This window comes from Burkholderia sp. BCC0044 (genome assembly GCF_902832955.1).
Taxonomy (GTDB): Bacteria; Pseudomonadota; Gammaproteobacteria; order Burkholderiales; family Burkholderiaceae; genus Burkholderia.
The window spans coordinates 1,631,509-1,657,603 of the sequence record NZ_CADFDO010000001.1; the positions used below are offsets into that span (position 1 = coordinate 1,631,509).

Consider the following 26,095-nt stretch of genomic DNA (forward strand, 5'->3'; position numbering starts at 1 on the left):
TGGTCTCCCTCGACGCATCGCGAGATGTCGTCCCGCGCGCACTGCGCTGCTCCGCTCATCGTGCCACCTCACTTGCTCGAGCTGCATCATGCAGCGCAGCGTCAGATGCGAGCGCGACGTTCCGCAACGCGACGATGCGATCGAGCGTCAAACGGGCGCGGCCGTCCGGTGCCACGGCGACGCGACCGTCGCAGTCGACATGCCGCGTCGGTTCGCGCATCGGCTCGCCGCGCGCCCGCACGCAGACATGCACGGCCACGACCTCGCGCCAGTCGTCGGCACGCACCGCATCGGCGTCGACGAACTGCACGGCACCGCGACGCAAATAGCGCATGCGCAACTGATCGATTCCCGCCACGACGGGCTGCGGCGTGCCCGGGCGGCCACTTCCTTCGCAATACAGTTCGGGCTCGCCCGTCGACGGGCTGACGTGCACATCGAAGCGATTCTCCACCGGCGCAGCTTCGCCCGGCTCGCCGACACCCTGGCCGAGGCAATCCGACGCCTGGCCGCTCACCGTCGTCCACGTCGACACGGCATCGCCGACATACCGGACCAGCAACGCGTCCGACGACAGGCGCGCGGGCTCGCAACGTACCTGTGCGCCGCTACCCCGCACGCGCGCCGTCGAACACCCGAACACCGGCGGCAACGACGATGGCGCTTGTGCATCGAGCGGCCGGAATCCTGCCATCCGGATCTGCTGACCGATCAGCATCAGCGCGGTCGCGGCCGCGTCGCGCATCCTGAACCCGTCTTCGGCGCGACGCTGCGCAATGCGCTGCGCGTGGTACAGCGCACCGGCCGCCGCGAGCACGAGGAGCCCGACGGTCATCGCGATCAGCACTTCGAGCAGCGTATGGCCATGCGCACGGCGATCAGCGTTCATCGCCTGCCCTCTCCTGAAATGGAATGCGGACACACGACGGCGGCTGCGTCGACACTCCCGCGGCGTCACAGCGCGGCGACGCGATTCCATTGGCGCCACGCCAGCCGACAACCACATAGCGGACACCGCCCGGCTCGCCATCGAGCGTCATCGCGCCACCCGGTAACGATGCAGCCGCAAGCGCCGCGAGGCCGTCGTCGACCGCTGCCGCCGTGGCATGCAGACGCTCGATACGCGCATCGGCCAGCCACAGCGCGCGTTCGCGCCAGATCGTTGCGCGCTGCGCACGCGCCATCGCGAGCTGACTGCCGGCCACTGCCAGCATCACGGTGGCGAGCAGCGCGATGGCCAGCGTCGCCTCGATCAACGACGTACCGCGCATGGCATTGCGCATGGCGATCACGCCGCGTCGCAACGGCCGGCGACCATCCGCGCGCGGCCGCCTGCCGCAATCCGCACGCAACGCGATGCGCGCGCGTCGTCCGCGTCGGACGCGCTGCGCCTCGGACGCACCTCGAAACGCCGGATTCCGCCGATCGACTGACCGACCGGCGGCGCAAACGCGAGCTCATGCGCGGCGCCCGAGACGGCCACGTCGGCATCGCGCGGATAGCGTCGCAGCACACGCGACTGCCCGTCGACCTGCCCGCTGACGATCCAGTCGCACGACCATTCGGCCGAATCGCACCGCTCACCGGTACGCAGACAGGCGCCGTCGCGTCCGGCGCGGCACAGCGTGACGCGCGCGCCGAGACGCGTTGCTTCGGCACGCGCAAACGACAGCGCACCGAGCAGCGCGCGCGAGCGGGCATCCACGCGTTCGCGCATGCGCCACTGGTCGAACGTGGGCAGCGCATAGAGCGCGAGCCCCGCCGCCAGCGACATGGCGACCATCAGCTCGACGAGCGTGAATCCGCTCGGCCGTTGCACCACGTTCTTCAAGGGTTGAGCGCCCCGTTCCATCGCAATCGTCCTCCGCCACGGTGTTGCGACGACTGTAGCGGCGCGTGCGGATGCGCGCCATTGGCCGAACGGCCGACTGGCGACATGCGATCGCAACCGACACAATCGGCGCGAATCGAACCAACGGAGCAGACGATGAACGAACGCAGCGCGTCAGCGCTTACGTGGGGTCTTGGCGGGAGAGGCGCGACGGAACTCTTCGATCACGTCGGCAAATTCGGAAACGTCCTCGAACCGGCGATACACCGATGCGAAGCGGACATAGGCGATCGTATCGAGGCCGCGCAACTCGTTCATCACGAGTTCGCCCAGCTTCTCGCTACGCACTTCACGCTCGCCAGTCGCGAGCAGTTGATACTCGATGCGGGCGACCGCCGCGTCGATCGCGTCGGCGGCAACCGGCCGCTTGCGCAGCGCGAGTTGCATGCTGGCGACGATCTTGCGACGGTCGAATTCCGTGCGGCTGCCGTCCTTCTTCACGACGAACGGCAGGGACAACTCGACCCGCTCGTACGTCGTGAAGCGCTTGTCGCAGGCCGAGCAGCGACGGCGCCGCCGAATCGCGGCGCCATCTTCGGACACGCGCGAGTCAACGACCTGCGTGTCGTCATGCCGGCAGAACGGGCAGCGCATCGGCTATTAGCGGTAGACCGGGAAACGCTTGGTCAGCTCGGCGACCTGCGCGCGCACGCGTTCGATCGTCGCTGCGTCTTCCGGGTTCTCCAGCACGTCGGCGATCAGGTTGCCCACCTGCTCGGCTTCCGCCGGCCCGAAACCACGCGTCGTCATCGCCGGCGAACCCAGGCGCACGCCGCTCGTCACGAACGGCTTTTCCGGGTCGTTCGGGATCGCGTTCTTGTTCACGGTGATGTGCGCCGCGCCGAGCGCCGCTTCCGCTGCCTTGCCCGTGATGTTCTTCGCGCGCAGGTCGACCAGCATCACGTGGCTTTCCGTGCGGCCCGACACGATCCGCAGCCCGCGCTTCACCAGCGTTTCGGCCAGCACGCGTGCGTTCTCGACCACCTTCTGCTGATATTCCTTGAACTCCGGCGACAGCGCTTCCTTGAACGCCACGGCCTTCGCCGCGATCACGTGCATCAGCGGGCCGCCCTGGATCCCCGGGAAGATCGCCGAATTGATCGGCTTCTCGTACTCGGCCTTCATCAGGATCACGCCACCGCGCGGGCCGCGCAGGCTCTTGTGCGTCGTCGTCGTCACGAAATCCGCGTGCGGCACCGGGTTCGGGTACACGCCTGCTGCGATCAGACCGGCGTAGTGCGCCATGTCGACCATCAGGTACGCGCCCACCGACTTCGCGATCTTCGCCAGACGCTCGAAGTCGATCTTCAGCGCAAACGCCGACGCGCCCGCGACGATCAGCTTCGGCTTGTGTTCTTGTGCCAGCTTCTCGGCCGCTTCGTAGTCGATGTCTTCGTTTTCGTTCAGGCCGTAGCTCACCACGTTGAACCACTTGCCCGACATGTTCACCGGCGAGCCGTGCGTCAGGTGGCCGCCGTGCGCGAGGCTCATGCCCATGATCGTGTCGCCGGGCTTGAGCATCGCGAAGAACACGCCCTGGTTCGCCTGCGAACCCGAGTTCGGCTGCACGTTCGCGGCTTCCGCGCCGAACAGCTGCTTCACGCGGTCGATCGCCAGCTGCTCGACCACGTCGACGTACTCGCAGCCGCCGTAGTAGCGCTTGCCCGGATACCCTTCGGCGTACTTGTTCGTGAGCTGCGAGCCCTGTGCGGCCATCACGGCCGGGCTCGTGTAGTTTTCCGACGCGATCAGCTCGATGTGATCTTCCTGGCGGCGGTTTTCCTGCTCGATCGCTGCAAAGATTTCGGGATCGACGTTCGCGATGGTGCTTTGGGCTCTGTCAAACATACGGTTTCCGTTAAGTGTGTACAGGTGGACCGGAGCGGCCGAGTACGGAGCGCTGCTGGCGAGACCAGCTCGACGTGGCGGAAGAATCCGTATGACGCGAGGCAGGACAGCCACCGGCGATGCACGCGACGGCGCACAACGGCTGCCCAGGCGAACGGCAAAAACGGCGCCCCGCGCTTCACGGTGGGATGCTCCACCTTGACCCCGAAGGGTTCTATCGCCAGTCACGCAGGGGTGATGAGCGCATTAGTGTATTGGATGCGTCATGAATAGGCAACCGCACGGCAGTGGCCTCCAAACAATAAGGGCCAGACTCTACGCGCCCGTGCCGACACGCTTGGCCGTCTTGCCGCGGTGCGGCATTCTCAGTAGGCTTGCGGGATTCCACCCGCTATTCCGTTACCGACCAGGAGCAGCAATGATCGTGTTCGTCACAGGTGCGTCCGCCGGCTTCGGCGCCGCCATCTCCCGTGCTTTCGTCAAGGGCGGCCATCGCGTCGTCGCGACCGCACGCCGCAAGGATCGTCTCGACGCACTCGCCGCCGAACTCGGCGACGCGCTGCTGCCGTTCGAACTCGACGTGCGCGACCGGGCGGCCGTCGAAGCCGTGCCCGCCGCCCTTCCCGCCGAATTCGCCGCGCTCGACGTGCTTGTCAACAACGCCGGCCTCGCGCTCGGCGTCGAGCCGGCCCAGAAGGCGAGCCTCGACGAGTGGCAGACCATGATCGACACGAACTGCTCGGGCCTCGTGACCGTCACGCACGCATTGCTGCCTGGCATGATCGCGCGCGGTCGCGGCCATATCTTCAACCTGGGCTCGGTGGCTGGCACCTATCCGTATCCGGGCGGGAACGTCTACGGCGCGACCAAGGCTTTCGTCAGACAATTCAGCCTGAACCTGCGCACCGACCTGATCGGCACGCCGTTGCGCGTCACCGACATCGAACCGGGCCTGTGCGGCGGCACGGAATTCTCGAACGTCCGCTTCCGCGGCGACGATGCAAAGGCGGCGAACGTCTACCAGAACGTCGAGCCGCTCACGGCCGAGGATATCGCCGATACGATCTACTGGATCGCCACGCGCCCCGCGCACGTCAACATCAATACGATCGAAATGATGCCGGTCGCGCAAGCCCCGGCCGGCCTCACGATCCATCGAGGCTGACTCGTCGCCCGCAACCGCGGGCCCGCCTCCGGCCGGCCCGCGGTGTGCTACGACACACTACATTCCGTTACGAATCGGTTACGAATCCGGTCTTTGCCTTCCGGTAGAATGCGCGCCATGACTCAGCCTACCCGCTCCCCGGAAGCGCCGTCCGGCTTTACCTGGCCGGTGCGCGTGTACTACGAGGATACCGATGCAGGCGGCATCGTCTTCTATGCCAACTACCTGAAGTTCTTCGAACGCGCCCGCACCGAGTGGCTTCGCGCATGCGGCGTCGACCAGCGTCGGCTCGCCGACGATACCGATGCGATCTTCATCGTGCGCAGCACGTCGCTCGACTACCGCGCGCCGGCGCGACTCGACGACACGCTGACGATCGCGAGCCGGCCCGGACGCATCGGCCGCGCGTCGGTGGAATTCACGCAGGAAGCCTGGTGTGGCGACACGCTGCTCGTGGCCGGGCACATCCGCCTCGGCTGCGTCGACCGTCACGGCATCCGGCCCGCGGCCATCCCGCCGGCCGTGCTCGACGCGCTGCACCGCGGGCCCGTCATCGACGCCGGGCAGACTGGTTTGTCAACGAAGCTCGCATGAGCGCCGTTTAGACACAGCCTATGAACTTGCCGTTCTGATTCGATACTAAGCAAGGTTCGGCGTCAGGCATGGCCGGCGCGCCGCGCCGCACGCACACCGGACGCCCTTGCCGGGCACCCGTGAAGGCACGTTACTCAAACCTCTATGAATACTGTTCAAGACCTGTCGATCATTTCCCTCGTGCTCAATGCGAGCGTGCTGGCCCAGGCCGTGATGGGACTGCTGCTGCTGCTGTCGCTGATGTCGTGGACCTTCATCTTCCGCAAGTGGTTCGCGATCCGTCGCGCACGCGCGCAGACCGAACGCTTCGAGAAGGATTTCTGGTCGGGCGGCGACCTGCAGGCGCTGTATCAAAGCGCGGCCAACAACCGCCACACGATCGGCGCGCTCGAGCGGATCTTCGAATCGGGGATGCGCGAATTCCTGAAGGCGAAGGAAAAGCGCCTCAGCGATCCGGGCCTCGTGCTCGACGGTGCGCGCCGCGCGATGCGCGCGTCGTTCCAGCGTGAAATGGACGTGCTCGAAGCCAACCTCGCGTTCCTCGCGTCGGTCGGCTCGGTGAGCCCGTACATCGGTCTGTTCGGCACGGTCTGGGGGATCATGAACTCGTTCCGCGGCCTCGCGAACGTGCAGCAGGCCACGCTCGCGAACGTCGCGCCGGGCATCGCCGAGGCGCTCGTCGCCACCGCGATCGGCCTGTTCGCCGCGATTCCGGCGGTGGTCGCGTACAACCGCTACGCGCACGACATCGACCGCCTCGCGATCCGCTTCGAGACCTTCATCGAAGAGTTCTCGAACATCCTGCAGCGTCAGGCCCAGTAAGGAGCGCGCCATGGCAGGAAGCCCCATCCGATCCAGCATGCGCGGCGGCCGTTCGCGCCGCGCAATGGCCGACATCAACGTCGTGCCGTACATCGACGTGATGCTGGTGCTGCTCGTGATCTTCATGGTCACCGCACCGCTCGTCGCCCCGTCGATCATCAACCTGCCGACCGTCGGCAATGCCGCGCCGCAGGAGCAGACGCCGCCCGTCGTCGTCAACATCAAGGCCGACCGCACGATGAGCGTCAAGTACAAGGGCGACTCGGGCGCGACCCAGGAAGACACGATGACGAAGGCCGAGCTCGACAACTTCATCTCGACCCGGCAGGCCGATCACCCTGACCAGCCGGTCGTGATCGCAGCCGACAAGACCGTGCAGTACGATGCCGTCATGACCGTGATGTCCGATCTGAAGGCGCGTGGCGTCAAGCGCGTCGGCCTCCTCGTCAAATCGCAATGAACCGGCAGCAATCCACGCGCAGATCCGCCTACCCGCTCCAGCCTCCCCGCGAGCGCGGGACGTGGCGCGCGTTCGCGCTCGCCGCGCTGATGCACGTGTTGCTCGCGCTGTTCCTCTATCACGGCGTGCAATGGCAGAACAGCACGCCGGCCGGCGCCGAGGCCGAGCTGTGGACCGAAGTGCCCGACGTCCCCGCGCCGCGGCCCGTCGTCACGCCCACGCCGCCCGCGAAGGTCGCGCCGCCCCCTGCCCCGGTGCGCGACGAGCAGGCCGACATCGCGCTGCAGCAGAAGAAGCGGCAACAGGAAGCGGCCGCGCGCGAAGCGCAGCTCGAGCAGCAGCGCCGCGCGCAGCAACTGAAAGCCCAGCAGGAAGAGGAAGCCCGGCGCGCGCAGCTCGCCGCGCAACAGGCCGCCGCGCTCGCCGCCCAGAAGGCCGCGGAACGCGACAAGCAGAAGCAGGCCGACAAGCTCAGGCAACAGCAGCTCGCCGAGCAGCAAAAGCTCGAACAGCAGAAACTCCAGCAGCAAAAGCAGGCGCAGCTCGAAGCGCAGCAGGCGGCGAAGGCGAAGGCCGACGCGGCTGCGAAGGCCAAGGCGGAAGCCCAGGCCAAGGCGAAGGCCGAAGCCGCGGCGCGCGCGAAGGCCAGCGCGGCGGCGAATGCGAAGCTCGACCGCGAGCGCAGTGCGCGCCTCGCGCAGATGCAGGGGCTGTCCGGCGCCGGTGAAGGCGGCGGCGAAGGCCTCGCGAAAAGCGGCACGGGCACGGGCTCCGGCGGCAATGCCGCCACGCCCGGCTATGCCGACAAGGTGCGCCGCCGCGTCAAGCCGAACATCGTTTGGGGCGGCGAGCGGGCAGGCCTGACCACCGTCGTCAAGATTCGGTGCACGCCGTCCGGTGACGTATTGAGCGCATCGGTGTCCCGCTCGAGCGGGAATTCGGGGTGGGATCAAGCCGTGGTCAATGCGATCCACGCATCGGTCCCGTTGCCGCCCGATTCTAACGGTCGTACCCCGTCCGACATTACGATTACCTTCAAGGCAGCGGAGTGAAACGAAATGCGCTTACACTCCGGGCGTCGCTGTCGGACGGGAACGAATCGGGTATTTTTACTGTCTCTGCCGTTGCGCAGCGATCCAAGCCATACGGGAAGCAAGAAGCATGAGTTTGATGACAAAGCTAGGTTTCAGGGCACTCGTGGCCTCGTGTCTGATCACGGCGGGCAGCGCCGCTAACGCCCAGGTCAACGTGGTGATCACCGGTGTCGGGTCGACCCAGTTCCCCATTGCCACCGCGAACTTCACGAACGAGGCGAGCCTGCCGCAACAGGTCACGTCGATCGTGCGCGCCGACCTCGCCCGCAGCGGCAAATTCACCAACATCGACGCAGGCAGCACGCCCGTACCCGAGACCGCCTCGGTCGATCTCGGCGCATGGAAGGCCAAGGGCGCGAATGCGTTCGTCGCCGGTAGCGTGAACCGCGACGCGAACGGCCAGTACAAGGTCAACTTCATCCTGTACGACACCGTGAAGCAGCAAAGCCTCGGCGGCCTGTCGCTGACGGCGACCGACACCACGCTGCGCACGGCCGGCCACAAGATCGCCGACTACATCTACCAGAAGCTGCTCGGCGTGCGCGGCGTGTTCGCCACGCGCCTGTCGTACGTGATCAAGACCGGCAACCGTTACCAGCTGCAGATTTCCGATTCGGATGGCCAGAACGCGCGCATCGCGCTGTCGAGCACCGAACCGATCATCTCGCCGGCGTGGTCGCCGAGCGGCACGAAGGTCGCGTACGTGTCGTTCGAGCGCAAGAAGCCGATCGTCTACATCCATGACCTGCCGACCGGCCGCCGCTACATGGTCTCCGACCAGAAGGGCAACAACAGCGCACCGGCGTGGTCGCCGGACAGCAACACGCTCGCCGTCGCGCTGTCGCTCACCGGCAATACGCAAATCTATACGGTCAACGCGAACGGCGGCGGCCTGCGCCGTCTCACGCAGAGCAGCTCGATCGACACCGAACCGTTCTACTCGCCGGACGGCCGCTGGATCTACTTCACGAGCGACCGCGGCGGCGCGCCGCAAATCTACCGGATGCCCGCACAGGGTGAAAGCGCCGGTGCCGCGCAGCGCGTGACCTTCACCGGCAGCTACAACACGAGCCCGCGCGTGAGCCCGGACGGCAAGCTGCTCGCTTACATCTCCCGCACGGGTGGGGGCTTCAAGCTGTACGTTCAGGATCTGCAATCAGGCGCGGCGAACGCCATCACGAATACCAATCGCGACGAATCGCCGAGCTTCGCGGCAAACGGCCAGTACCTTCTGTACGCTACCCAGTCGGGTGGTCGTAACGTTCTGGCTGCTGTGCCCTCCGACGGCAGTGCGCCGCCGCAGATCCTGTCCGTCCAGGGCGGCTCCGTTCGCGAGCCGTCGTGGGGGCCCTTCATGCAATGACCACAAGGAGAGTAACCATGATGTCGAATAAAGCTCGTCTGGCCCTGGCCGTGATGATGATCAGCGCGCTCGCAGCGTGCAAGTCGGGCGTGAAGCTCGACGACAAGGCAAACAACGCGGGCGCAGTCAGCACGCAGCCGAGCGCCGACAACGTCGCGCAAGTGAACGTCGATCCGCTGAACGACCCGAACAGCCCGCTCGCGAAGCGCAGCATCTACTTCGACTTCGACAGCTATTCGGTCAAGGACGAGTACCAGCCGCTGATGCAGCAGCACGCGCAGTACCTGAAGAGCCATCCGCAGCGCCACGTGCTGATCCAGGGCAACACCGACGAACGCGGCACGAGCGAGTACAACCTCGCGCTGGGCCAGAAGCGTGCGGAAGCCGTCCGCCGTGCGATGGCCCTGCTCGGCGTGAACGATTCGCAAATGGAAGCCGTGAGCCTCGGCAAGGAAAAGCCGCAGGCAACGGGTCACGACGAAGCATCGTGGGCGCAGAACCGTCGCGCCGACCTCGTCTACCAACAGTAAGTAACGGAAGAATCGCCGTATGACGCACCGTTTAACCTGGCTGCGCGTTGCCGCAGCGTTCTGCGTCGCGGGCGCGGCGTGGTCGGCCGCGCCGGCGCACGCCGGCGTGTTCGACGACAACGAGGCGCGCCGCGCCGTACTCGACCTGCGCAGCAAGACCGACAATCTGGCGAGCCAGTTGTCGGCTGCCCAGCGGACGATCCTCGATCAATCCGGCCGTCTCGACCAGCTGAACCAGCAGGTCGCGACGCTGCGCGGCGAGAACGAGGATCTGACGAACCGGCTGACGACGCTCGAGCGGCAGCAGAAGGAGTACTACCAGGATCTCGACACGCGGCTCAAGAAGTTCGAGCCGCAGCAGGCGACGATCGATGGTGTCGAAGGCACCGTGCAGCCGGGTGAAACGGATGCGCTCAGCGCGGCGCAGCAGCAGTTCCGCAACGGCAACTTCAAGGCGGCGGCGGCTTCGTTCCGCGCGTTCATCGCGAAGTATCCGCAGAGTCCCTATCAGCCGACCGCGCAATACTGGTACGGCAACGCGCAATACGCGCTGCGCGACTACCGCGGTTCGACCGCGACGTGGCAAGGGATCGTCAGCAAGTTCCCGCAACATCCGCGCGCGGCCGACGCCCTCGTGGCAATCGGCACGAACCAGCTCGAACAAGGCCAGAAGGCGGCCGCGAAGAAGACGTTCGAGCAGGTCGTATCGCAGTACGCCGGGTCGAACGCGGCGCAGACGGCGCAGGGCAAGCTCGAAACGATCAAATAATTATCGTGACGGGTTATTGACACCCCTGCAGCCTGTCGCTATAATCTTTTGCTCTTTGGGTCGTTGCCCAAGTTGTTGAAGCAACAAACCAAAACAAGTTTCAAGAACGTGGGGTGGTAACTCAGTTGGTTAGAGTATCTGACTTTTAATCAGAGAGTCGAGGGTTCGAGTCCCTCCCACCCTACCAACTATCTTCGATAGTGCAAAAAGCCTCCCTCGTGGAGGCTTTTTTGCGTCTGTGGCTCTGCCGAATCAGAAGCTCGGTCCTTGACACCACCGGCGCGTGCATCGATGAAAGCGCGCCCGGTGCGCGGAGCCGAACGCTTCCTTCGTCGCCGACTTCGACGAGCAGATCTCCGTTCGTGCGCGTCCACGCTGCACTTTCAGTGACGTTCGGTATCCCGAATATCTCCATCGTCATGCGCAACGGCATGGATGAAACGAAAGGACTATAGGCCCGCGGCACGCCGATGAATGCGAGGGCCGCAGACTTCATCACGCAACGGGGCCCTCAGCAGGCGCCCGCCTCGCGTGCCCTCACTCCTGGATCGACGGCGCGGAATCGACGTCGGTATAGCGCGGCTTCGCGTTCTGCAAGTCGCGCGTGTTCTTCTGCACGGCCACCGCCCCGAACAGCGCCAGCACGAACGACATCGCGTAAAAGCCCTTCTCGCTCAATTGCAGCGTCGCGTTGAAGAGGCCGACGATCAGCAGCGCGATCGACAGCAGCAGCGCGACCCAACTGAGGCCGTAGTAGATGCCGGTGACGGGAATGCCTTCCGCGCGGTCGCGCACGCTCTTCTGCAGCGAGATCGCCGCATAGAGGCCGAACACCAGCACGGTGAAGTAGTAGCCCTTCTCGTTGAGCTGCATGCCGGCGTTCCAGAGCCCGATCAGGAATGCCGCGAAACCGGCGAGCAGCGCGGCCCACGAGGCGGCCACGAACGCGAACGACGGTTGCTGGATGGTGGTCTGGTTCATTGCTTTGCCCTCTCTTTCTTGTTGTTCGAAATCGTTTTCGTTGAACTGCGTTTCGCGCATGGTAGCAGCTTTGGCACGCACCACGACCGACGCGCCTGCATGCTCAGGTTTCGCGCCGCGCGCGCCGCCAGCGCCCCGGCGTCGTGCCGAGCACCGCGCGAAACGCCTTGCCGAACGCGGCCTCGGACTGGTAACCGACCGCCTGCCCGATTTCCGCCTGCCCGCGCTGCGTGTCCTGCAGCAGCGCGCACGCATGCATCATCCGGATCTGCGCGACGAATGCGCCGACGCTCATGCCGGCCTTCTCGCGGAAATGCCGCGCGTAGGTCGCGCGCGACATCGCCGCCGCGGCGCCGAGCGATTCGACCGTCCACGGTTGCGCCGGCGCCTGCAGCACGGCCTGGACCGACGGGCCCAGCCGCGCATCGGCTGCGAGCGCGAGCCAGCCGGACGGCACGCGCGCACCGCGGCCGTAGGCCCGCAGTGCATACGCGAGCAGCGCCTGGCCAAGTGCGTTCACGATCGCGCCGGCGCCCGGCTGCACGTTCGACGCCTCGGTACGCAGCACGCTCGTCAGCAGTTGCAGCGGCGCGGCCCCCGACGCGTCGCGCAACCCGACATGCAGCATCTGCGGCAGCGTGCGCATCAGCAGTTCGCCCGCGCCGCGCGCATAGACGAACCGTCCGCAGAGCAGATCCACGCTCGCGCTGCCCGGTTCGGCCGGATCGAGATTCGACTTGACCGGCAGCACCGCACCGTCGCCGGCGCTCGAATCGCGCAGCGGCACGCGCGGCTTCGACTGGCCGCCCGCTGCGTCGAGCAGGTCGTGCGCGCCGCCTGCTGGCAGCAGCACGAAATCGCCGGCGGCGAGTTGCAGCATGCGTCCGTCGGCGGCACGCAGCCGGCAGGTGCCGGCCAGCACCAGATGGAACGCCGCCTCGCCGGGCGGCAGCGGGTCGTGCGGCATCGCGAACGGGCCGTCGAGCAGGCAGCGCACGTCGAGCTCGACATGGCTGCGACCCAGCGACAGCAGTTGACTCAATGCATCCATCAGACGATTGCGCTAAAAATTGACACTCTAGCGTATCGAAACCCTCAGTGCGAGCGATCAGAATAGCCTTGCATCGCCCGAGATCGCGGCACCTGCCGCCCTCCTCACTCTTCTCGACAAGGACGCATCATGCTGAACTGGAACGAATACCGGAAGGAACTCTCGACGCGTATCGGCGACATCGCCAAGCTGTCGCCCGATACGCTGGCCGGCTACAAGGCGCTGTCCGGTGCGGGCGCCAAGACCGGCCATCTCGACGCGAAGACGCGCGAACTGATCGCGCTCGCGGTAGCCGTCACGACGCGCTGCGACGGCTGTATCGCCGTGCACACGGCCGAAGCGGCCAAGCATGGCGCGACCAAGGAGGAAGTGGCGGAAGCGCTCGGCGTCGCGATCGCGTTGAATGCGGGCGCAGCGCTCGTCTATTCGGCGCGCGTGATGGACGCGCTCGGCGACTGAGCCGGCGGTGCGGTGCGGCCCGATCGTCGGGCCGCGCCGCACCGAACTGCCGCGTTGCGTGATGCCCGACCGCATAGCCTGGCGGTCGCGCATCGCGCGTACGGGCCGCCATGTATGACGATTGTGGGTGACTCGCCTGGACGCGGAAGCGTCGCGGAGTCGGCTACCATGCGCGAACGATACATCGTGAAGGAGCGCTCCATGTGCCGCTGGCTCGCCTATACGGGTAATCCGATTCATCTGGAAACCGTGCTGTTCCGCGCGAAGCATTCGCTGATCGACCAGAGCCTGCATTCGGAGCTGGGCGCCACGACCACCAACGGCGACGGCTTCGGCATTGGCTGGTACGGGCATCCCGACGAACTCCCGTTCCGCTATCGCTCCGTGCATCCCGCCTGGAACGACCGCAACCTGCGCGAAGCCGCGCGTGCGATCCGCTCGCGGATGTTCATCGCACACATCCGCGCGGCGACCGACACGCCCGTGCAGGAAACCAACTGCCATCCGTTCCGCCACGGCCGCTGGCTGTTCGCGCACAACGGGCTGATCCGCGACTTCCACAAGCTGCGCCGCGACCTGACGATGAAGGTCGATCCCGCGCTGTTCCCGACGCTCGAAGGCTCGACCGACTCCGAACTGATGTTCCGCCTCGCGCTGACGTACGGTCTTGAGCAGGCGCCGCTGCCGGCGCTCGAACGGATGGTCGGCGTGGTGGAGGAAACCGCCGCGCGGCATCGCGTCGCGGATCCGCTCAACATGACGATCTGCGCGACCGACGGCGAACGGATCGTCGCGGTGCGCTATTCGAGCGAACGGCAATCGCGCTCGCTGTTCCACAGTACGTCGTTCAAGCACCTGCATGAGCTGTATCCGCATAACCCGCGTATCGCCGAAGCCGGCGACGACGCGTTCATGGTCGTGTCGGAGCCGCTCGTCGACCTGCGCGGCGCGTGGGAGGAAGTGCCGGAGGGAATGGCGATCGTCGCGCACGGCGCCGATGTGCAGCAGCGGCCATTCGGGCCGCGGCACAAGTGACACGCTGCAGTCCTGACGAAATCGAGCATATTCGGCGGACCGAATACTTCAGCGCGATAAGACAATTGTGGCGATCCGGCTTTTAAGGGCCGGCGCTCGGGGCTGCCGAAGCAATCGGAAAGGGTACCAATCGTCGCCTGACAAAGATAATCGACCACTACGCGTCGGATAACCCCCGATTCGATAATGAGCGACAGAGTCGCATCACGAAAGCGGACCCCATTCGCGTTATTCTCCGGCTTTCGACGAATAGAAAATTAATCCTCTTGCGATTTCATGTCGACCAGGAACCCGGTGAAATAATCGACACGCAGGCGAGAACATCCGTGCGAGGAAGCCTGCGGCACGTCGGTGAGCAATCGTCACCATTCTTCTAACGAATCCGGCTCAAATCGTTCGAACCTCGCCTCCCTCATGGCAGCGGGCCCTATTGGGGCGTACCACAAATTGAGTGGGCGATGAAATGGGGCGAGAATTTTACGCGTCTTCTACCCTGTCGGCGATCCGCGATTATTTCCAATTATTACGAAGAATCGGCAATCATTACCGGACAGACAGCGTTCGTACACCCTCGTGCCGCGCGAAGGCCACCGCTTATTCCTGATTAAAATATTCAAGTTACAAATTTAGAAAAGGCACGTTACAATTCGCCGACGGATGAATCCGCATCACAAAAAAGTACGACGCAGTTACCGGCACATCGAATCCGAGATGACTCAAGATCTCCAAAATTCCCCCCCTGTCATGCTGACGGGTAATCAATCCGTGCTTTCCAGCATGAAGCAGGACCATGCCTTCGTGGTATGGCTCACCGGTGTCTCCGGTGCCGGTAAATCGACGCTGTCGAATCTGCTGAAGGAACAACTCGATGCGCGCGGGCTCCGGACTTTTCTGCTGGACGGCGACCAGCTTCGCGAAGGATTGAATCAGGACCTGGGATTCAGCGACGCAGACCGCCACGAGAATATTCGTCGCACTGCCGAGGTCGCGCGCCTGATGGTGGAGGCCGGGCTCGTCGTCATCGTTGCGCTGATCTCGCCGTTTCAGGAGGCGCGCGCCAAAGCGCGCGCGCGTTTTCCACAGGGCAGGTTTTTCGAAGTCTTTGTCGACGTTGCGCTGGATGTGGCGGAAGCGCGCGACCCCAAGGGGCTGTATGCGCTGGCAAGGCAAGGGACCATTCGGCAATTCACCGGCATCGAATCGACCTATGAGAAACCGGTGTTTCCCGACGTGCATGTGCGCACGGGCGAAGCAAGTCCGCTGGAATGCGCGCACGCGATCATGCGGAAATTGCCGTTGCACGACTGATACCGGCACGCCTCCTCGCTCGTCCGCGCCTCTTCTATTTCGACGCGCCATTGTGGCGTGCGACAGTTGAACTGTCTGCCTTACGCCACACCGGCCCACTGTCAGGGTTGGCCGCGTCGATCGAACCGCATCCGGATCGAATCAAGCTCAACCGGCAGCCGGCGCGAACGCGCGCGCGGCCGCGGCAGCGCGACGAACCCCAGGCGTTCGTACAGCGAGCGGGCGCGCACGTTTCGCGTCAACACGTCGAGCACGACATCGCGACTGCCATCGGCCGGCAACGCGCCGGTATCCAGCGCATCGCGAAACAGCGCGCTGAAGATGCCCGTACCGCGCTGGCGTTCATCCGTCGCGCAATGCGCGACGAGGATCTGCGAACGCTTCGGCGCCGGGAGTTCCGTTTCGAGAATCAGCCCGCGCAGCAACTGCCTGACCGTGCGCCGCACGCCGAAGAACCGCGCAAGCGCCCACACGATGTGCACGTCGTCGAACGTCGTCCGCTGCCCGTCATGAATCGCCATCACCGCGAGCACCGTGCCATCGTCGGCGACTGCGACGCGATGCCGACGCCACGAGAAGCGTCCGTGGCGCGACCGGAACGCCTGCTGCAAAAAAGCGATGCAGCGCGCGTTGCTTTCGCCGAGAAAGAAGCCGAATTCGGCCACGCCGGACGCAAACACGAGCGGCGCGCATGCTGCCGCATCATCCGCACTGGCCGCGCGAAACCGCGCCGGTTCGCCGGCGCGCGGAACCGCTTGCGCGACCGCAGCGGCCTGCGTCACGCGCTACGCCCCGCGAGGCGCGACAACACGCCGACCGCCCGGCTGATCTGCGCCGGCTCATGCGTCGAACAGATGAAAAAGCGCAACCGCGCCGCCTTTTCCTCGACAGCCGGATAAAAGATCGGTTGCACGTTGATCCCTTCGTCGAACATCGCGTTCGCCCACTGCGCGGCCTTCAGCGAGCTGCCCGTGATCACCGGCACAACCGCATACCCGGCGCTCGTGCCCGTATTCAGCCCGGCGGCACGCGCCTCGGTCAGGAACTGCCGCCCGCGCGCCTGCAGTTGCGCGACGCGTTCCGGCTCGGCCTGCAGGCGTTCGAGCGCGGCCAGCGACGCCGCGGCGAGCGTCGGCGCGAGCCCGACGCTGTACAGGAAGCCCGGCGCCAGATGGCGCAGCATGTCGACGAGCGGCTGACACCCGGCGATGAAACCGCCGCAGCCGGCCAGCGTCTTGCTCATCGTGCCCATCCACATGTCGACTTGGTCGGGCGCGACGCCGCCATGCTCGCGGATGCCCTTGCCGGTCGCGCCGAGCACGCCGAGCGAATGGGCCTCGTCGACCAGCAGAAACGCCCCGTGGCGCGTCTTCACGTCGACGAAGCGCTGCAGGTCGGGGAAATCGCCGTCCATGCTGTACAGCCCTTCGATCGCGATCAGCACGTGCCGGTATTCGCGGCGCACGCGCGACAGCAACTCGTCGAGCGCCTGCCAGTCGTTGTGCGCGAAGCTCAGGCGCTTCGCGCCGCTCAACTGCGCGCCCTGCACGATGCTGTTGTGCGCGAGCGCGTCGTGGACCACCAGATCGCCGGGGCCGAACAGCGCGCCGATCACGGTCACGTTCGTCGCATGGCCGCTCACGAACGCGACGCAGTCGTCGGTCTCGTAGAACGCGGCCAGCGCACGTTCGAGCTCGCGCTGCACCGGGCGCTCGCCCGCGACCATCCGGCTGGCCGAGGCCGACGTGCCGTAGCGGTCGATCGCGGCTTTCGCGCGTTCGGACACCGCCGGATCGCCGGCCAGCCCCAGATAGTTGTAGTTTGCGAAGTTCAGGTATTCGCGGCCGCCGATCTGCGTGGTCGCCCCGGCGACGCCGTCGTGCACACGGAAAAACGGCGAGTCGACCCGCAGCTTCTCGCCCATCTCGCGCATGATCCGGACCTGCTGATACTGCGGCATCGATTCGAAGCGGCTGCGCGCCGACGCGGTCTGCGCAACCGGCGTGCCGGGCACGCCGGGCGCCGCGGCCGCATCGGTCGCGCGTTCCAGCTGCCGTTTCAAGGCTTTCGCCGCCAGTTGCTGGCGAAGATGCTCTCCCAGTGCCATTGCTTCCTTCGCTGTATCTCGAAAAGGCGCTATGTTACGCCGCGTATTTTTAAAAGGCGTGGTGTCACTCGTCGGAAAACTCGGCCCACTGCCATGCGTCCGGCGCAGCCAGCAACGCATCGACCAGCCGGAAATTCATCTCGTGGCTCGGCCGCAGCGCGCTCACGCGCGCGAGCAGTGGCGCGCCGGCCAGCGCGAGATCGCCGACCAGGTCGAGCACGCGATGCCGGACGAACTCCTCCGGCAGCCGCATCCCGCCCAGCACGCGATTGCCGACGATCGACGCGGTGCACGACGGCCGCGCGCCGCGCAGGATCGGCACGCCGCGCAGATAGCCGGCGACGATCGCCGGCACGGCCCACTTCACGCGCCCGTACGAGCGCGACGGCGCGATGTCGGTCGCAAAGGCAGCCGGCGTCAGCGCGCCGTCCCAGTGCATGTCGCCGAAGCCGCGCAGGTCGTTGCGCACGCTCAGTTCGTAACGCGGCGCCGGCTCGATCCGCATCTCGCGCCGCTGGTCGCCGTCGCCGTCCGTCACGACGAGCGGCCGCAGCACGCGGATGAAGCGTTTCGGCGCGTCGAGCGCGACGCGGCCGCACGCGCGGATCGCGTCCACCCACGGCGTGGCGCTGCCGTCGAGAATCGGCACCTCTTCCGCATCGAGCTCGACGATCGCGTGATCGATCTCGCACGCGAGCAGCGACGCGAGCAGATGCTCGATCGTGCGCACGCCGATGCCGTCGGCATTGCGCAGCATCGTGCAGAGCGGCTGCGCGCGGCGCAGCGCGGGATCGACGGGCAGCGTCGCGAGCGTGCGCCTCTGCTCGACCCGACGGAACACGATGCCCGTCACGCCGTCTTCCGGACGCGCGGGCAGAATCCGCACGCCGACCCGGCGCCCCGTGTGCAAGCCATGCCCGTCGATCGTCAGCGGGCGCGCCAGCGTGCCCTGCCGCGTCGCCCAGCCGGTCGGCGCGCTCACCGCGCCACCTCGAGCGACGGCGACGCGTGGCCGGCAACCGGCGCCGGCCGCGTATCGAGCAATGCGCGCGCTTCGCCGTCGATCGCATGCTTCGCGGCGAGCGCCGCGACGGCCTCGTGCGCGGCATCGGCTGCCGACGCGCCATCGGCGCCGGCATCGGCCGACGCGCCGATCGAATCGACGATGCGCGCGGCCAGCGTCGTCACCGACGCCCCTTCGGCGATCGCCATCACCGACAGTTTCACCTCGAATGCTTCCTCGACCGCGAGACCGAGCTCCATCCCCATCAGCGAATCCATGCCCATGTCGAGCACCGACTTGTCGAGTGCGATGCGATCGGGCGTCATGTGGAGAATCCGCGCGATCTGCGCCTGCAGCGTCCGCGCCACCAGCGCGATCGCTTCGTCGCGCGGCAGCGCGAGCACCTCTTCGCGCAGCTGCGTGCCGCCGTCGCGCGCATCGCCGCCCTTCGCCTGCGATTGCAGCAGCGCATACCGGCGCGCCTTCGCGGCCGGCATTCCGCGCGCCACCGCGTGCCAGTCGAGCCGCACCACCGCTTCGCCGGCCGCGCCCGCGACCAGCACGCGCTCGAGCGCGGCCATCGCCTCGTCGGACGTGATCGACGCGCCGCCGATCCGCGACTGCAACGCTTCGCGCGTATCGGCGTGGCGTGCGAGGAAGCCGACGTCCTCGAGCGGCCCCCAGGCCATGAACGTGCCGGGCAGGCCTGCCGCGCGGCGATGTTCGATGAGCGCCTCGAGGAAGCTGTTGGCCGCGACGTAGTTCGATTGCCCCGGATTGCCGAGATAGGTCGTCGCCGACGAATAGACGACGAACAGGTCGAGCGGCAGCCTGCGCGTCGCGCGATGCAGGTTCCACGCGCCGGCGACCTTCGGCGCGAGCACCGCGGCCATCCGCGCATCGTCGAGATTGCGCACGAGGCCGTCGTCGATCGACATCGCGGAATGCAGCACGCCCTTCAGCGGATGGGCGCGCCGGACGATCGCGGCAATCATCGCGTCGACGGCCGCGGCATCGGTCACGTCGCACGACACGACGTCGACGGTGACGCCGAGCGTGTCGCGCCAGCGCGCAACTTCGTCGCGCGCCGCGGCGGCGAGTTCGCCGGAACGGCTCGCCAGCGTCAACCGGCGTGCGCCGTGCTCGACCATCCAGCGCGCGCTCGCGAAGCCCAGGCCGCCCGTGCCGCCGACCACCAGGTATGCGCCATGCGGATCGAGCGCGAGCGCTTCTGCCCGCGCGACGCCGCGCGTCGGTGCGGGCGTGCCGGACGGATAGGTCACGAGCACCTTGCCGATCTGGCGCGCCTGCTGCATGTAGCGGAACGCATCCTCGGCCCGCTCGGCCGGGAACGCGCGATACGGCAGCGGATGCAGCACGCCTGCCGCGAACAGCGCCATCACTTCGCCGAACAGGCGCGCGGTCAGCTCCGGCAACGCACCCATCAACTGGTCGGCATCGATACCGAAATAGCTGATGTTGTTGCGGAACGGCCGCAGCCCGATATGGCTGTTTTCGTAGAAATCGCGCTTGCCGAGCTCGAGGAAACGACCGAACGGACGCAGCGTATCGATGCTGCGCACCATCGCCTCGCCGGCGAGCGAATTCAGCACGATGTCGATGCCCTCGCCGCCCGTCATCGCGCGAATCTCGTCCGCGAACGCCAGGCTGCGCGAATCGAGCACGTGATCGGCGCCGAGCAGGCGCACGAACTCGCGCTTCTCGTCGCTGCCGGCCGTCGCGAACACTTCCGCGCCGAAGTGGCGCGCAAGCTGGATCGCGGCGATCCCGACGCCGCCCGCGCCGCCATGCACGAGCACGCGCTCGCCGCGCCGCAGCCGCGCGAGTTCGACGAGCGCGTAGTACGCGGTGAAGAACGTGGTCGGCACGGTCGCCGCTTCCTCGAACGACAGACGCTCGGGCTTCACTGCGATGGCCTGTGCGCGTGTCCTGACGCGCGTGGCGAACGACGCCGGCGCAAAGCCGAGCACCGCATCGCCCGGTGCGAATGCCGTCACCGCGCTGCCCACCCGGACGACGCGGCCGGACAGTTCCATGCCGATCGTCGCGCCCGCGAAGCCGGTCTCCACCGCTTCATCGGACAGCAGCCCCATCGCATACATCACGTCGCGGAAATTCAGGCCGGTGGCCACCGGCTCGATTTCCACCTCGTCGTCGCCCAGCGCGCTTTCGGGCAACGCGAACCATTCGAGATTGCGCAACGAGCCCGGTGCGTCGAACGCGAGCACCGATGCGCGTGCGATCGCGCCGTCGCTGCGCGCCGCGGCCTGCGCGGCCGTCAGCATGCGCGGCACCAGCCGCCCGTGCGCGCTCAGCACGACCTCTTCCTCGACCGCCGCGCCGGTCAGCTCGCGAATCAGCGCATCGGGAATCCCGTGCGCCGCGCGATCGACGTCGATCAGGCGGCACGCGAGTTCGGGATGCTCGTTCGCCAGCACGCGACCGAGGCCCCACAGCGTCGCCTGTTCCGGGTGCGCATGCGCGGCTCCGGCGAACGGCGCGCCGCCGCGCGTGACGACGGTCAACCGCGTGGCTGCGTTCGGCTGCGCACCGAGCGCGCGCACGAGCGCCGCCAGCGCGACCACGCCGTGGCGCTGCGCAGCCATCAGGCCGTCTCCCGTCGTCGTATCGGCAAGCGGCGTTTCCGGCGCGCAGAACACGACATGCACCGGCTGCCCGGCCGGCAACGACGCGATTGCATCGGCCGCATGCGTGAGATCGACGATATCGGCCGGATAGCCCGCGTGCGCGAGCGCATCGGCCAGCCGCCCGCCGAAACCGCCGGCCGCATCCGGTGCGTGCATCACGAGCCATTGTTCGCTGCGGGCGAGCGTATCGAGCTCGCTCGCGTCGCTGCCGCGTTGCGCGGCCGCGCTGCTCGCCGGATTACGTGCGATGACGAACGTCGGCGTGCCGTCCAGATCGAGCGACTGCTCGACATGCCGCACGACGTCGACGTAACCCGCGCGCGCCAGCGCCGCCTCGAGATCCGCCGGCGCCAGCGGCGCAGGCTGGTCGACGCCCGTCGGCGCAGGTTGCGCGCCGAACACGATGTCGGAGAAGCGGCCGCGACGCGGTTCGGCCAGCAGCAGCAAGCCGCCCGGCGCGAGCCACGATCGCATCGCGTTCAGCGCGTCGGCCGGATCGGGACGGCCGCTCAGCGCGCGGTTCGCGACGATCAGGTCGTACGGCCCCGCTTCGTCGGTGGACAGCGACAGCCGTTCGCCCGGCTGCAGCGCCACCGTGCGCACCGCGGCTTCCGCATCGGTATCGAACCCGGCCAGTTGGCCGGCCGTCGCGGCGATCGTGTGATCGCAGCGCGCGGCGGCGAGATGCATGCCGAGCGTCTGCAGCACGTCGCCATCCGTCGCGCCCAGTTCGAGCACGCGCAGCCGGCGCGCCGGTTGCCACGCGTCGACCGCCTGCTCGACGCCGGCCGCCAGCAGCGCATGCACGTGCTGCCAGGTCGGCGATGCGGCAAGCAGCTGCTCGACCAGGCTGTGCCCGGTCGGCGACAGCCAGCGTGCGCCGTCCTTCGCGCCGCTCAGCACGTCGGGCAGCGCCGCGCCGCAATGGGCGAGCAGCGTCAGCTCGGCCACGTGCCCCGGCGATTCGGCCAGCAGCCCGCGCCACAGATCGTCGAGCGGCGGCAGCGCCGCGCACGCCGCGTCGTCCCGTACGAGACGCGCGCCGTCGCGACCGGCAAGACCGTCCTCGATCAGCATGTCGGCCAGGCGCGCGGTCAGCGCCGCCCGCTCCGGTGCGGGCTGCCACGTGCCGGCGAATACGCCGAGCGCATCGAACGCACGGAGCACGTACAGGCTGGCCAGCACGTCGAGCAGCGGCAGGATTTCAGTCAAATGCTGCGTGCGGCGGCCGTCGCGCTCCGCGGCATCGACGCGCGCGACCGCTTGCGCGAGCAGCGCGTCGGGCGCCGGCAAAGCGGCCGCGTCGACGTCGTTCGGCAACGGCATCTCTTCGAGGCGGTAGACGAAACGCGAAGGCAGGTTCTGCCGGCGACCGACGAGGTCCACGCGCCGGAACCGGCAACTGCCGAGCCGCGCGACGATCGCGCCTTGCGCGTCGAGGAATTCGAAATGCGCGACGATCGAATGCGGGCTGCGCCGGTCGACCCGTGCGAGCACGCGGGCGACCGTGTCGCCGCGCAGGTAGTCGACCCGGCCGATCTGCACCGGCACGTAGGCCGGATGCTCGCCGTCGCGCGCATGCGCGGCCAGCAGCGCGAACAGCGGATGAAACCCGCTGTCCATCAGCGCCGGATGCAGCAGATAGGCGGACAGCGCCCGCGCATCGCCGCACGCGGCCGGCGCGGCGACGTCGGCCAGCGCGGCGTCCTCGGCCGCGGCGACCCGCACGGTGCGCACCCAGCGGAACGCCGGCCCGTAGCCGAGGCCGATCGCCGCGGTATTCGCATACAGCGTGTCGCCGTCGGCGGCCGGCAGCGCGAGCAGGTGCTCGAGCGTCGCGGCCGGCACGATGCTCGTGGCGCCGAGCGCGTTGCCGCTTTCGAGCATCCGGCCCGTCACGTTCAGCGTCCATGCGCCGTCCGACATCCGGTCGCGCGTCTCGATCGTGAACGTCGCGGTGCGCGGCTCGATCACGAGCCGGAACAGCTTCGCCTGCTGCGGCTGGAACACGACCGGCGTGCGGATTTCGACGTTCTCGAGCGCCGCATCCGGTGTATCGAAGAAGGTGCGCGCCGCGGCGAGCGCCATTTCCACGTAGCCGGCCCCCGGGAACGCCACGCCGCCATCGACGACGTGATCGGCCAGTATCGGCAGCTTCGCCGGATCGAGCTGGTTTTCCCAGCCGAATGCGTGTTCGTGCAGGCGATAGCCGAGCAACGGATGTTCGCGGCGGCGATTGACGAGACCGTAGCCTTCGACGGTCGGCGTGAGCCAGAAACGGTCGCGCTGCCACGGATAGGATGGCAATGCCGCATGCGAGGCGCCCGGCGCGAAGCGGTCGGGATCGACGCTCGCGCCGTGCGCGATCGCCGCGAGAATCGCGTGCCGCAGCGTCGCCGCGCTGCCGTGATCGCGCTTGAGCGTCGGCAGCACCACACCGGGCACGCCGGCGGCCGCGAACGCCTGCTTCACGTACGTGCGCAGGATCGAATGCGGCGAGACTTCGACGAAGAGCCGGACGCCCTGCTCGATCAGGTGCGCGATACCGTCGCCAAAGCGCACGGGCTCGCGGATATTGCGCCACCAGTAGCGCGCATCCAGTTCGTTGCCGGCCAACGGGCCACCGGTCACCGTCGACACGAATGCGCCGTTGCCCGGTTGCGGCCGCAGGCTGGCCAGTTCGGCCAGCACCACCGGCTGGATGCGCTCCATGTGGCTGCTGTGGAACGCATAGTCGAGCTCGAGCATCTGGAAGAACTTGCCGCTGCCGCGCAGCGCCGCTTCCAGCGCTTGCAAGCCCTGCAGCTCGCCCGCCAGCGTCACCGCATCGGGGCTGTTGATGCCGGCCACCTCGACCCGGCGCGCCAGCCCGTGGCGCGCGATCAGTTCGCGCGCCGCCGCCTCGCCGATGCCGACGGCCGCCATCCGGCCGCTGCCGCGCGTCATCGCCTGCGCGCGGCTGCGGATCTTGATCACGCGAACCGCGTCGGCGAGCGACAGCGCGCCCGTCACCCACGCCGCGGCAATTTCGCCGACGCTGTGGCCGATCGCCGCGTCGTAACGCATGCCGCGCGCGTCGATCACGCGGACCATGCCGACCTGGATCGCGAACAGCAGCGGCTGCGCATTCTCCGTCGCGGCGAGCCATTCGGCGCCCGCGCCGGCCAGCCATTCCGCGCCCGGGCCGCCGCGCATCACGTCGACGAGCGACGGGCTGCCGTCGGCACACCACAGTGCATCGACTTCGTCGAGCGCCGCGCGGAAAACCGCGTTCTCCGCATAGAGTTCGTTGCCCATCCCGACCCACTGGCAACCGTTGCCCGAGAACACGAGCGCGGTGCGCAATGCGTCGGCGGGCGCCTGGCCGGTTGCCACGCAGGCCGGCAACCCGTCTTGCGCCGTCTGGGCCAGTGCCGCAAGCGCCGCACGGCCTTCGATCACGTTGGCCGGTGCGACGATCGCGCGATGTTCGAGCCATTGACGGCGACGGACGGCCGCGGCGGCAAGCGCCTGCCAATCGCCGCCGTTGTCGAGCGTGGTCAGATAACGGCCTGCGAGCGCCGCGAGCGCATTCGCGCTGCGCGCGGTCAGCACGAGCGGGGATGGTTGCGCTTGAGTCGGCTCGGGCGTTGCCGTCGACACGTCGTTTGCGACCGGCGCCTCGGTCAGCACGACGTGTGCGTTCGTTCCGCCGAAGCCGAACGAGTTGACGCCGACCGTCAGCGGCGCGTCGTCCGCATCGAGCGGCATGTAGCGATCGACGACGCGCAGGCGGCCGCCGTCGAAATCGATCCCGGGATTGGGCGTGACGAAGTGCAGCGAGCGCGGCACCGCGCGATGCTTCAGGCACAGCACGGCCTTCAGCAGGCCGGCCATGCCGGATGCCGTTTCGAGATGGCCGATGTTGGTCTTCACCGAACCGATCAGCAGCGGACGATCGGCCGGGCGCTCGCCCGATACCACATCGATCAGCGCACGCGCCTCGATCGGATCGCCGACTGCCGTGCCGGTGCCGTGCGCCTCGAGATAAGCGAGCGACTGCGGATCGATGCCCGCGCGCGCATACACGCTGCGCAGCAGCGACGCCTGCGCGGCGGCGCCGGGCACACTGATGCCGCCCGGCGAGTGGCCGACCGAGTTCACGCCGGAGCCGGCGATCACCGCGTGGATCGTGTCGCCGTCGGCGAGTGCGCGATCCAGCGGCTTGAGCAGCACGAACGCGCCGCCTTCCGAGCGGACGTAGCCGTCGCCGGTCGCATCGAATGCGCGGCAACGGCCGCGCGGCGACAGCATCGACGCCTTCGAGAAGCTGACGAAGCCGAACGGGTGCAGCAGCAGGTTGACGCCACCCGCGAGCGCCATGTCGGCTTCACCGGACTGCAATGCCTTGACGGCCTGGTGGAGCGCGACGAGCGACGACGAGCAGGCCGTGTCGACGGACATGCTCGGGCCGCGCAGGTCGAACAGATAGGACACGCGATTCGACGCGATGCTCAGTGTGTTACCGGTCGCCGAATACGGATCGATCACGTTCAGATCGTCCATGTTGCGGTTGCCGTAATCCATGCTGGCCGCGCCGACGAAGACGCCGCAGTTGCTGCCGCGCATGTCCGCCGGGCGCACGCCCGCGTCCTCGAATGCTTCCCAAGCGAGTTCGAGCAGCAGGCGCTGCTGCGGATCCATCTGGGCTGCTTCGCGCGGGGAAATGCCGAAGAACGCGGCGTCGAAGCCGGCGACGTTGTCGAGCACGCCGGCTGCGAACGTGTAGCTCTTGCCCGGTTCGCGTTTGGACGGGTGCTGGTAGAAATCGGTACCGAAGCGGTCGGCGGGGATTTCGGTCACTGCGTCGCGTTCGTCGCGCAGGAGTTGCCAGAAGTCGCCAAGATTGTTTGCGCTCCCGGGAAACCGACAAGCCACCCCAATTATTGCAATCTTACTGTTCATCT

The 26,095-nt window shown here is 67.4% G+C and carries 22 protein-coding genes, 1 tRNA gene and 1 riboswitch; of the genes, 12 read left to right on the forward strand and 11 right to left on the reverse strand.

Annotated features, from left to right (window positions below):
- Positions 1-55: 55 nt before the first annotated feature.
- The 5 genes from HWX14_RS07365 to glyA all read right to left on the reverse strand — a co-directional run bounded on the left by HWX14_RS07365 (position 56) and on the right by glyA (position 3,739).
- Positions 56-889, reverse strand: coding sequence for a PilW family protein (locus HWX14_RS07365; RefSeq protein WP_175882135.1), 834 nt, complete (start codon positions 887-889; stop codon positions 56-58).
- On the reverse strand, positions 879-1,283 hold the full coding sequence (locus tag HWX14_RS07370; RefSeq protein ID WP_175882136.1) for a hypothetical protein: 405 nt from the start codon (positions 1,281-1,283) through the stop codon (positions 879-881). Before HWX14_RS07370 ends, HWX14_RS07365 begins: the two co-directional genes overlap by 11 nt.
- Positions 1,284-1,288: 5 nt before the next feature.
- On the reverse strand, positions 1,289-1,852 hold the full coding sequence (locus tag HWX14_RS07375) for a GspH/FimT family pseudopilin (protein ID WP_175882137.1): 564 nt from the start codon (positions 1,850-1,852) through the stop codon (positions 1,289-1,291).
- 153 nt (positions 1,853-2,005) lie between these two features.
- Positions 2,006-2,485: a transcriptional regulator NrdR gene (gene nrdR, locus HWX14_RS07380; protein ID WP_006476792.1), complete on the reverse strand. Its 480-nt coding sequence runs from the start codon at positions 2,483-2,485 to the stop codon at positions 2,006-2,008.
- Positions 2,486-2,491: 6 nt separating this feature from the next.
- Positions 2,492-3,739 carry a serine hydroxymethyltransferase gene (glyA, locus tag HWX14_RS07385; protein ID WP_011544684.1) on the reverse strand — a complete coding sequence of 416 codons (1,248 nt, stop codon included), beginning with the start codon at positions 3,737-3,739 and terminating at the stop codon, positions 2,492-2,494.
- Between the two features lie 137 nt (positions 3,740-3,876).
- Positions 3,877-3,977: riboswitch (ZMP/ZTP riboswitch) on the reverse strand.
- A gap of 180 nt (positions 3,978-4,157) precedes the next feature.
- Here glyA and HWX14_RS07390 point away from each other — a divergent pair.
- The 9 genes from HWX14_RS07390 to HWX14_RS07430 all read left to right on the forward strand — a co-directional run bounded on the left by HWX14_RS07390 (position 4,158) and on the right by HWX14_RS07430 (position 10,723).
- Positions 4,158-4,904, forward strand: coding sequence for an SDR family NAD(P)-dependent oxidoreductase (locus tag HWX14_RS07390; RefSeq protein ID WP_175882138.1), 747 nt, complete (start codon positions 4,158-4,160; stop codon positions 4,902-4,904).
- A gap of 108 nt (positions 4,905-5,012) precedes the next feature.
- Positions 5,013-5,498, forward strand: a complete 486-nt coding sequence (ybgC, locus tag HWX14_RS07395; protein WP_175882139.1) for a tol-pal system-associated acyl-CoA thioesterase — start codon at positions 5,013-5,015, stop codon at positions 5,496-5,498.
- Between the two features lie 144 nt (positions 5,499-5,642).
- The gene (gene tolQ, locus HWX14_RS07400; protein ID WP_006476795.1) at positions 5,643-6,320 is read left to right on the forward strand and encodes a protein TolQ; all 678 of its coding nucleotides are present in this window, start codon (positions 5,643-5,645) and stop codon (positions 6,318-6,320) included.
- 10 nt (positions 6,321-6,330) lie between these two features.
- Positions 6,331-6,780: a protein TolR gene (gene tolR, locus HWX14_RS07405; protein ID WP_175882140.1), complete on the forward strand. Its 450-nt coding sequence runs from the start codon at positions 6,331-6,333 to the stop codon at positions 6,778-6,780.
- Positions 6,777-7,832: a cell envelope integrity protein TolA gene (gene tolA / locus HWX14_RS07410; protein WP_175882141.1), complete on the forward strand. Its 1,056-nt coding sequence runs from the start codon at positions 6,777-6,779 to the stop codon at positions 7,830-7,832. Before tolR ends, tolA begins: the two co-directional genes overlap by 4 nt.
- A 109-nt stretch (positions 7,833-7,941) precedes the next feature.
- On the forward strand, positions 7,942-9,237 hold the full coding sequence (gene tolB / locus HWX14_RS07415) for a Tol-Pal system beta propeller repeat protein TolB (RefSeq protein ID WP_175882142.1): 1,296 nt from the start codon (positions 7,942-7,944) through the stop codon (positions 9,235-9,237).
- Between the two features lie 17 nt (positions 9,238-9,254).
- Entirely contained in the window at positions 9,255-9,767 is a 513-nt protein-coding gene (gene pal / locus HWX14_RS07420) for a peptidoglycan-associated lipoprotein Pal (protein WP_006484980.1), read from the forward strand.
- 19 nt (positions 9,768-9,786) lie between these two features.
- Entirely contained in the window at positions 9,787-10,536 is a 750-nt protein-coding gene (ybgF, locus tag HWX14_RS07425) for a tol-pal system protein YbgF (protein ID WP_175882143.1), read from the forward strand.
- Between the two features lie 110 nt (positions 10,537-10,646).
- A tRNA-Lys gene (locus HWX14_RS07430) sits at positions 10,647-10,723 on the forward strand.
- Positions 10,724-11,073: 350 nt separating this feature from the next.
- Here the strand turns inward: HWX14_RS07430 and yiaA are convergent.
- Both yiaA and HWX14_RS07440 read right to left on the reverse strand, forming a co-directional pair.
- The gene (gene yiaA, locus HWX14_RS07435; RefSeq protein ID WP_175882144.1) at positions 11,074-11,517 is read right to left on the reverse strand and encodes an inner membrane protein YiaA; all 444 of its coding nucleotides are present in this window, start codon (positions 11,515-11,517) and stop codon (positions 11,074-11,076) included.
- A 103-nt stretch (positions 11,518-11,620) separates the two neighbouring features.
- On the reverse strand, positions 11,621-12,568 hold the full coding sequence (locus HWX14_RS07440; protein WP_175882145.1) for an AraC family transcriptional regulator: 948 nt from the start codon (positions 12,566-12,568) through the stop codon (positions 11,621-11,623).
- Between the two features lie 129 nt (positions 12,569-12,697).
- Here HWX14_RS07440 and HWX14_RS07445 point away from each other — a divergent pair, with 129 nt between their 5' ends.
- The 3 genes from HWX14_RS07445 (at position 12,698) to cysC (ending at position 15,370) form a co-directional block, all read left to right on the forward strand.
- On the forward strand, positions 12,698-13,027 hold the full coding sequence (locus tag HWX14_RS07445; RefSeq protein WP_006484989.1) for a carboxymuconolactone decarboxylase family protein: 330 nt from the start codon (positions 12,698-12,700) through the stop codon (positions 13,025-13,027).
- A gap of 201 nt (positions 13,028-13,228) precedes the next feature.
- Positions 13,229-14,062 (forward strand): class II glutamine amidotransferase, encoded by an 834-nt coding sequence (locus HWX14_RS07450; protein WP_011544669.1) that lies wholly within the window; start codon positions 13,229-13,231, stop codon positions 14,060-14,062.
- 744 nt (positions 14,063-14,806) lie between these two features.
- A complete protein-coding gene (gene cysC / locus HWX14_RS07455; RefSeq protein WP_175882361.1) occupies positions 14,807-15,370 on the forward strand; it encodes an adenylyl-sulfate kinase in 564 nt (187 codons plus the stop codon).
- 101 nt (positions 15,371-15,471) lie between these two features.
- Here the strand turns inward: cysC and HWX14_RS07460 are convergent, their stop codons facing one another.
- From HWX14_RS07460 to HWX14_RS07475, 4 genes are all read right to left on the reverse strand, one after another.
- Positions 15,472-16,152 (reverse strand): GNAT family N-acetyltransferase, encoded by a 681-nt coding sequence (locus tag HWX14_RS07460; RefSeq protein ID WP_175882146.1) that lies wholly within the window; start codon positions 16,150-16,152, stop codon positions 15,472-15,474.
- On the reverse strand, positions 16,149-17,477 hold the full coding sequence (locus HWX14_RS07465; RefSeq protein ID WP_175882147.1) for an aminotransferase class I/II-fold pyridoxal phosphate-dependent enzyme: 1,329 nt from the start codon (positions 17,475-17,477) through the stop codon (positions 16,149-16,151). The genes HWX14_RS07460 and HWX14_RS07465 overlap by 4 nt, the downstream gene beginning before the upstream one ends.
- Before the next feature lie 64 nt (positions 17,478-17,541).
- Entirely contained in the window at positions 17,542-18,459 is a 918-nt protein-coding gene (locus HWX14_RS07470) for a UDP-3-O-acyl N-acetylglycosamine deacetylase (RefSeq protein ID WP_175882148.1), read from the reverse strand.
- Entirely contained in the window at positions 18,456-26,093 is a 7,638-nt protein-coding gene (locus HWX14_RS07475; RefSeq protein WP_175882149.1) for a type I polyketide synthase, read from the reverse strand. Before HWX14_RS07475 ends, HWX14_RS07470 begins: the two co-directional genes overlap by 4 nt.
- Positions 26,094-26,095 lie beyond the last annotated feature (2 nt).

Bases quoted from the DNA above. Each gene is read 5' to 3' on its own strand.
- HWX14_RS07365 (WP_175882135.1), bottom strand. From the start codon at position 889: ATGAACGCTGATCGCCGTGCGCATGGCCATACGCTGCTCGAAGTGCTG.
- HWX14_RS07370 (WP_175882136.1), bottom strand. From the start codon at position 1,283: ATGCGCAATGCCATGCGCGGTACGTCGTTGATCGAGGCGACGCTGGCC.
- HWX14_RS07375 (WP_175882137.1), bottom strand. From the start codon at position 1,852: ATGGAACGGGGCGCTCAACCCTTGAAGAACGTGGTGCAACGGCCGAGC.
- nrdR (WP_006476792.1), bottom strand. From the start codon at position 2,485: ATGCGCTGCCCGTTCTGCCGGCATGACGACACGCAGGTCGTTGACTCG.
- glyA (WP_011544684.1), bottom strand. From the start codon at position 3,739: ATGTTTGACAGAGCCCAAAGCACCATCGCGAACGTCGATCCCGAAATC.
- HWX14_RS07390 (WP_175882138.1), top strand. From the start codon at position 4,158: ATGATCGTGTTCGTCACAGGTGCGTCCGCCGGCTTCGGCGCCGCCATC.
- ybgC (WP_175882139.1), top strand. From the start codon at position 5,013: ATGCGCGCCATGACTCAGCCTACCCGCTCCCCGGAAGCGCCGTCCGGC.
- tolQ (WP_006476795.1), top strand. From the start codon at position 5,643: ATGAATACTGTTCAAGACCTGTCGATCATTTCCCTCGTGCTCAATGCG.
- tolR (WP_175882140.1), top strand. From the start codon at position 6,331: ATGGCAGGAAGCCCCATCCGATCCAGCATGCGCGGCGGCCGTTCGCGC.
- tolA (WP_175882141.1), top strand. From the start codon at position 6,777: ATGAACCGGCAGCAATCCACGCGCAGATCCGCCTACCCGCTCCAGCCT.
- tolB (WP_175882142.1), top strand. From the start codon at position 7,942: ATGAGTTTGATGACAAAGCTAGGTTTCAGGGCACTCGTGGCCTCGTGT.
- pal (WP_006484980.1), top strand. From the start codon at position 9,255: ATGATGTCGAATAAAGCTCGTCTGGCCCTGGCCGTGATGATGATCAGC.
- ybgF (WP_175882143.1), top strand. From the start codon at position 9,787: ATGACGCACCGTTTAACCTGGCTGCGCGTTGCCGCAGCGTTCTGCGTC.
- yiaA (WP_175882144.1), bottom strand. From the start codon at position 11,517: ATGAACCAGACCACCATCCAGCAACCGTCGTTCGCGTTCGTGGCCGCC.
- HWX14_RS07440 (WP_175882145.1), bottom strand. From the start codon at position 12,568: ATGGATGCATTGAGTCAACTGCTGTCGCTGGGTCGCAGCCATGTCGAG.
- HWX14_RS07445 (WP_006484989.1), top strand. From the start codon at position 12,698: ATGCTGAACTGGAACGAATACCGGAAGGAACTCTCGACGCGTATCGGC.
- HWX14_RS07450 (WP_011544669.1), top strand. From the start codon at position 13,229: ATGTGCCGCTGGCTCGCCTATACGGGTAATCCGATTCATCTGGAAACC.
- cysC (WP_175882361.1), top strand. From the start codon at position 14,807: ATGCTGACGGGTAATCAATCCGTGCTTTCCAGCATGAAGCAGGACCAT.
- HWX14_RS07465 (WP_175882147.1), bottom strand. From the start codon at position 17,477: ATGGCACTGGGAGAGCATCTTCGCCAGCAACTGGCGGCGAAAGCCTTG.
- HWX14_RS07475 (WP_175882149.1), bottom strand. From the start codon at position 26,093: ATGAACAGTAAGATTGCAATAATTGGGGTGGCTTGTCGGTTTCCCGGG.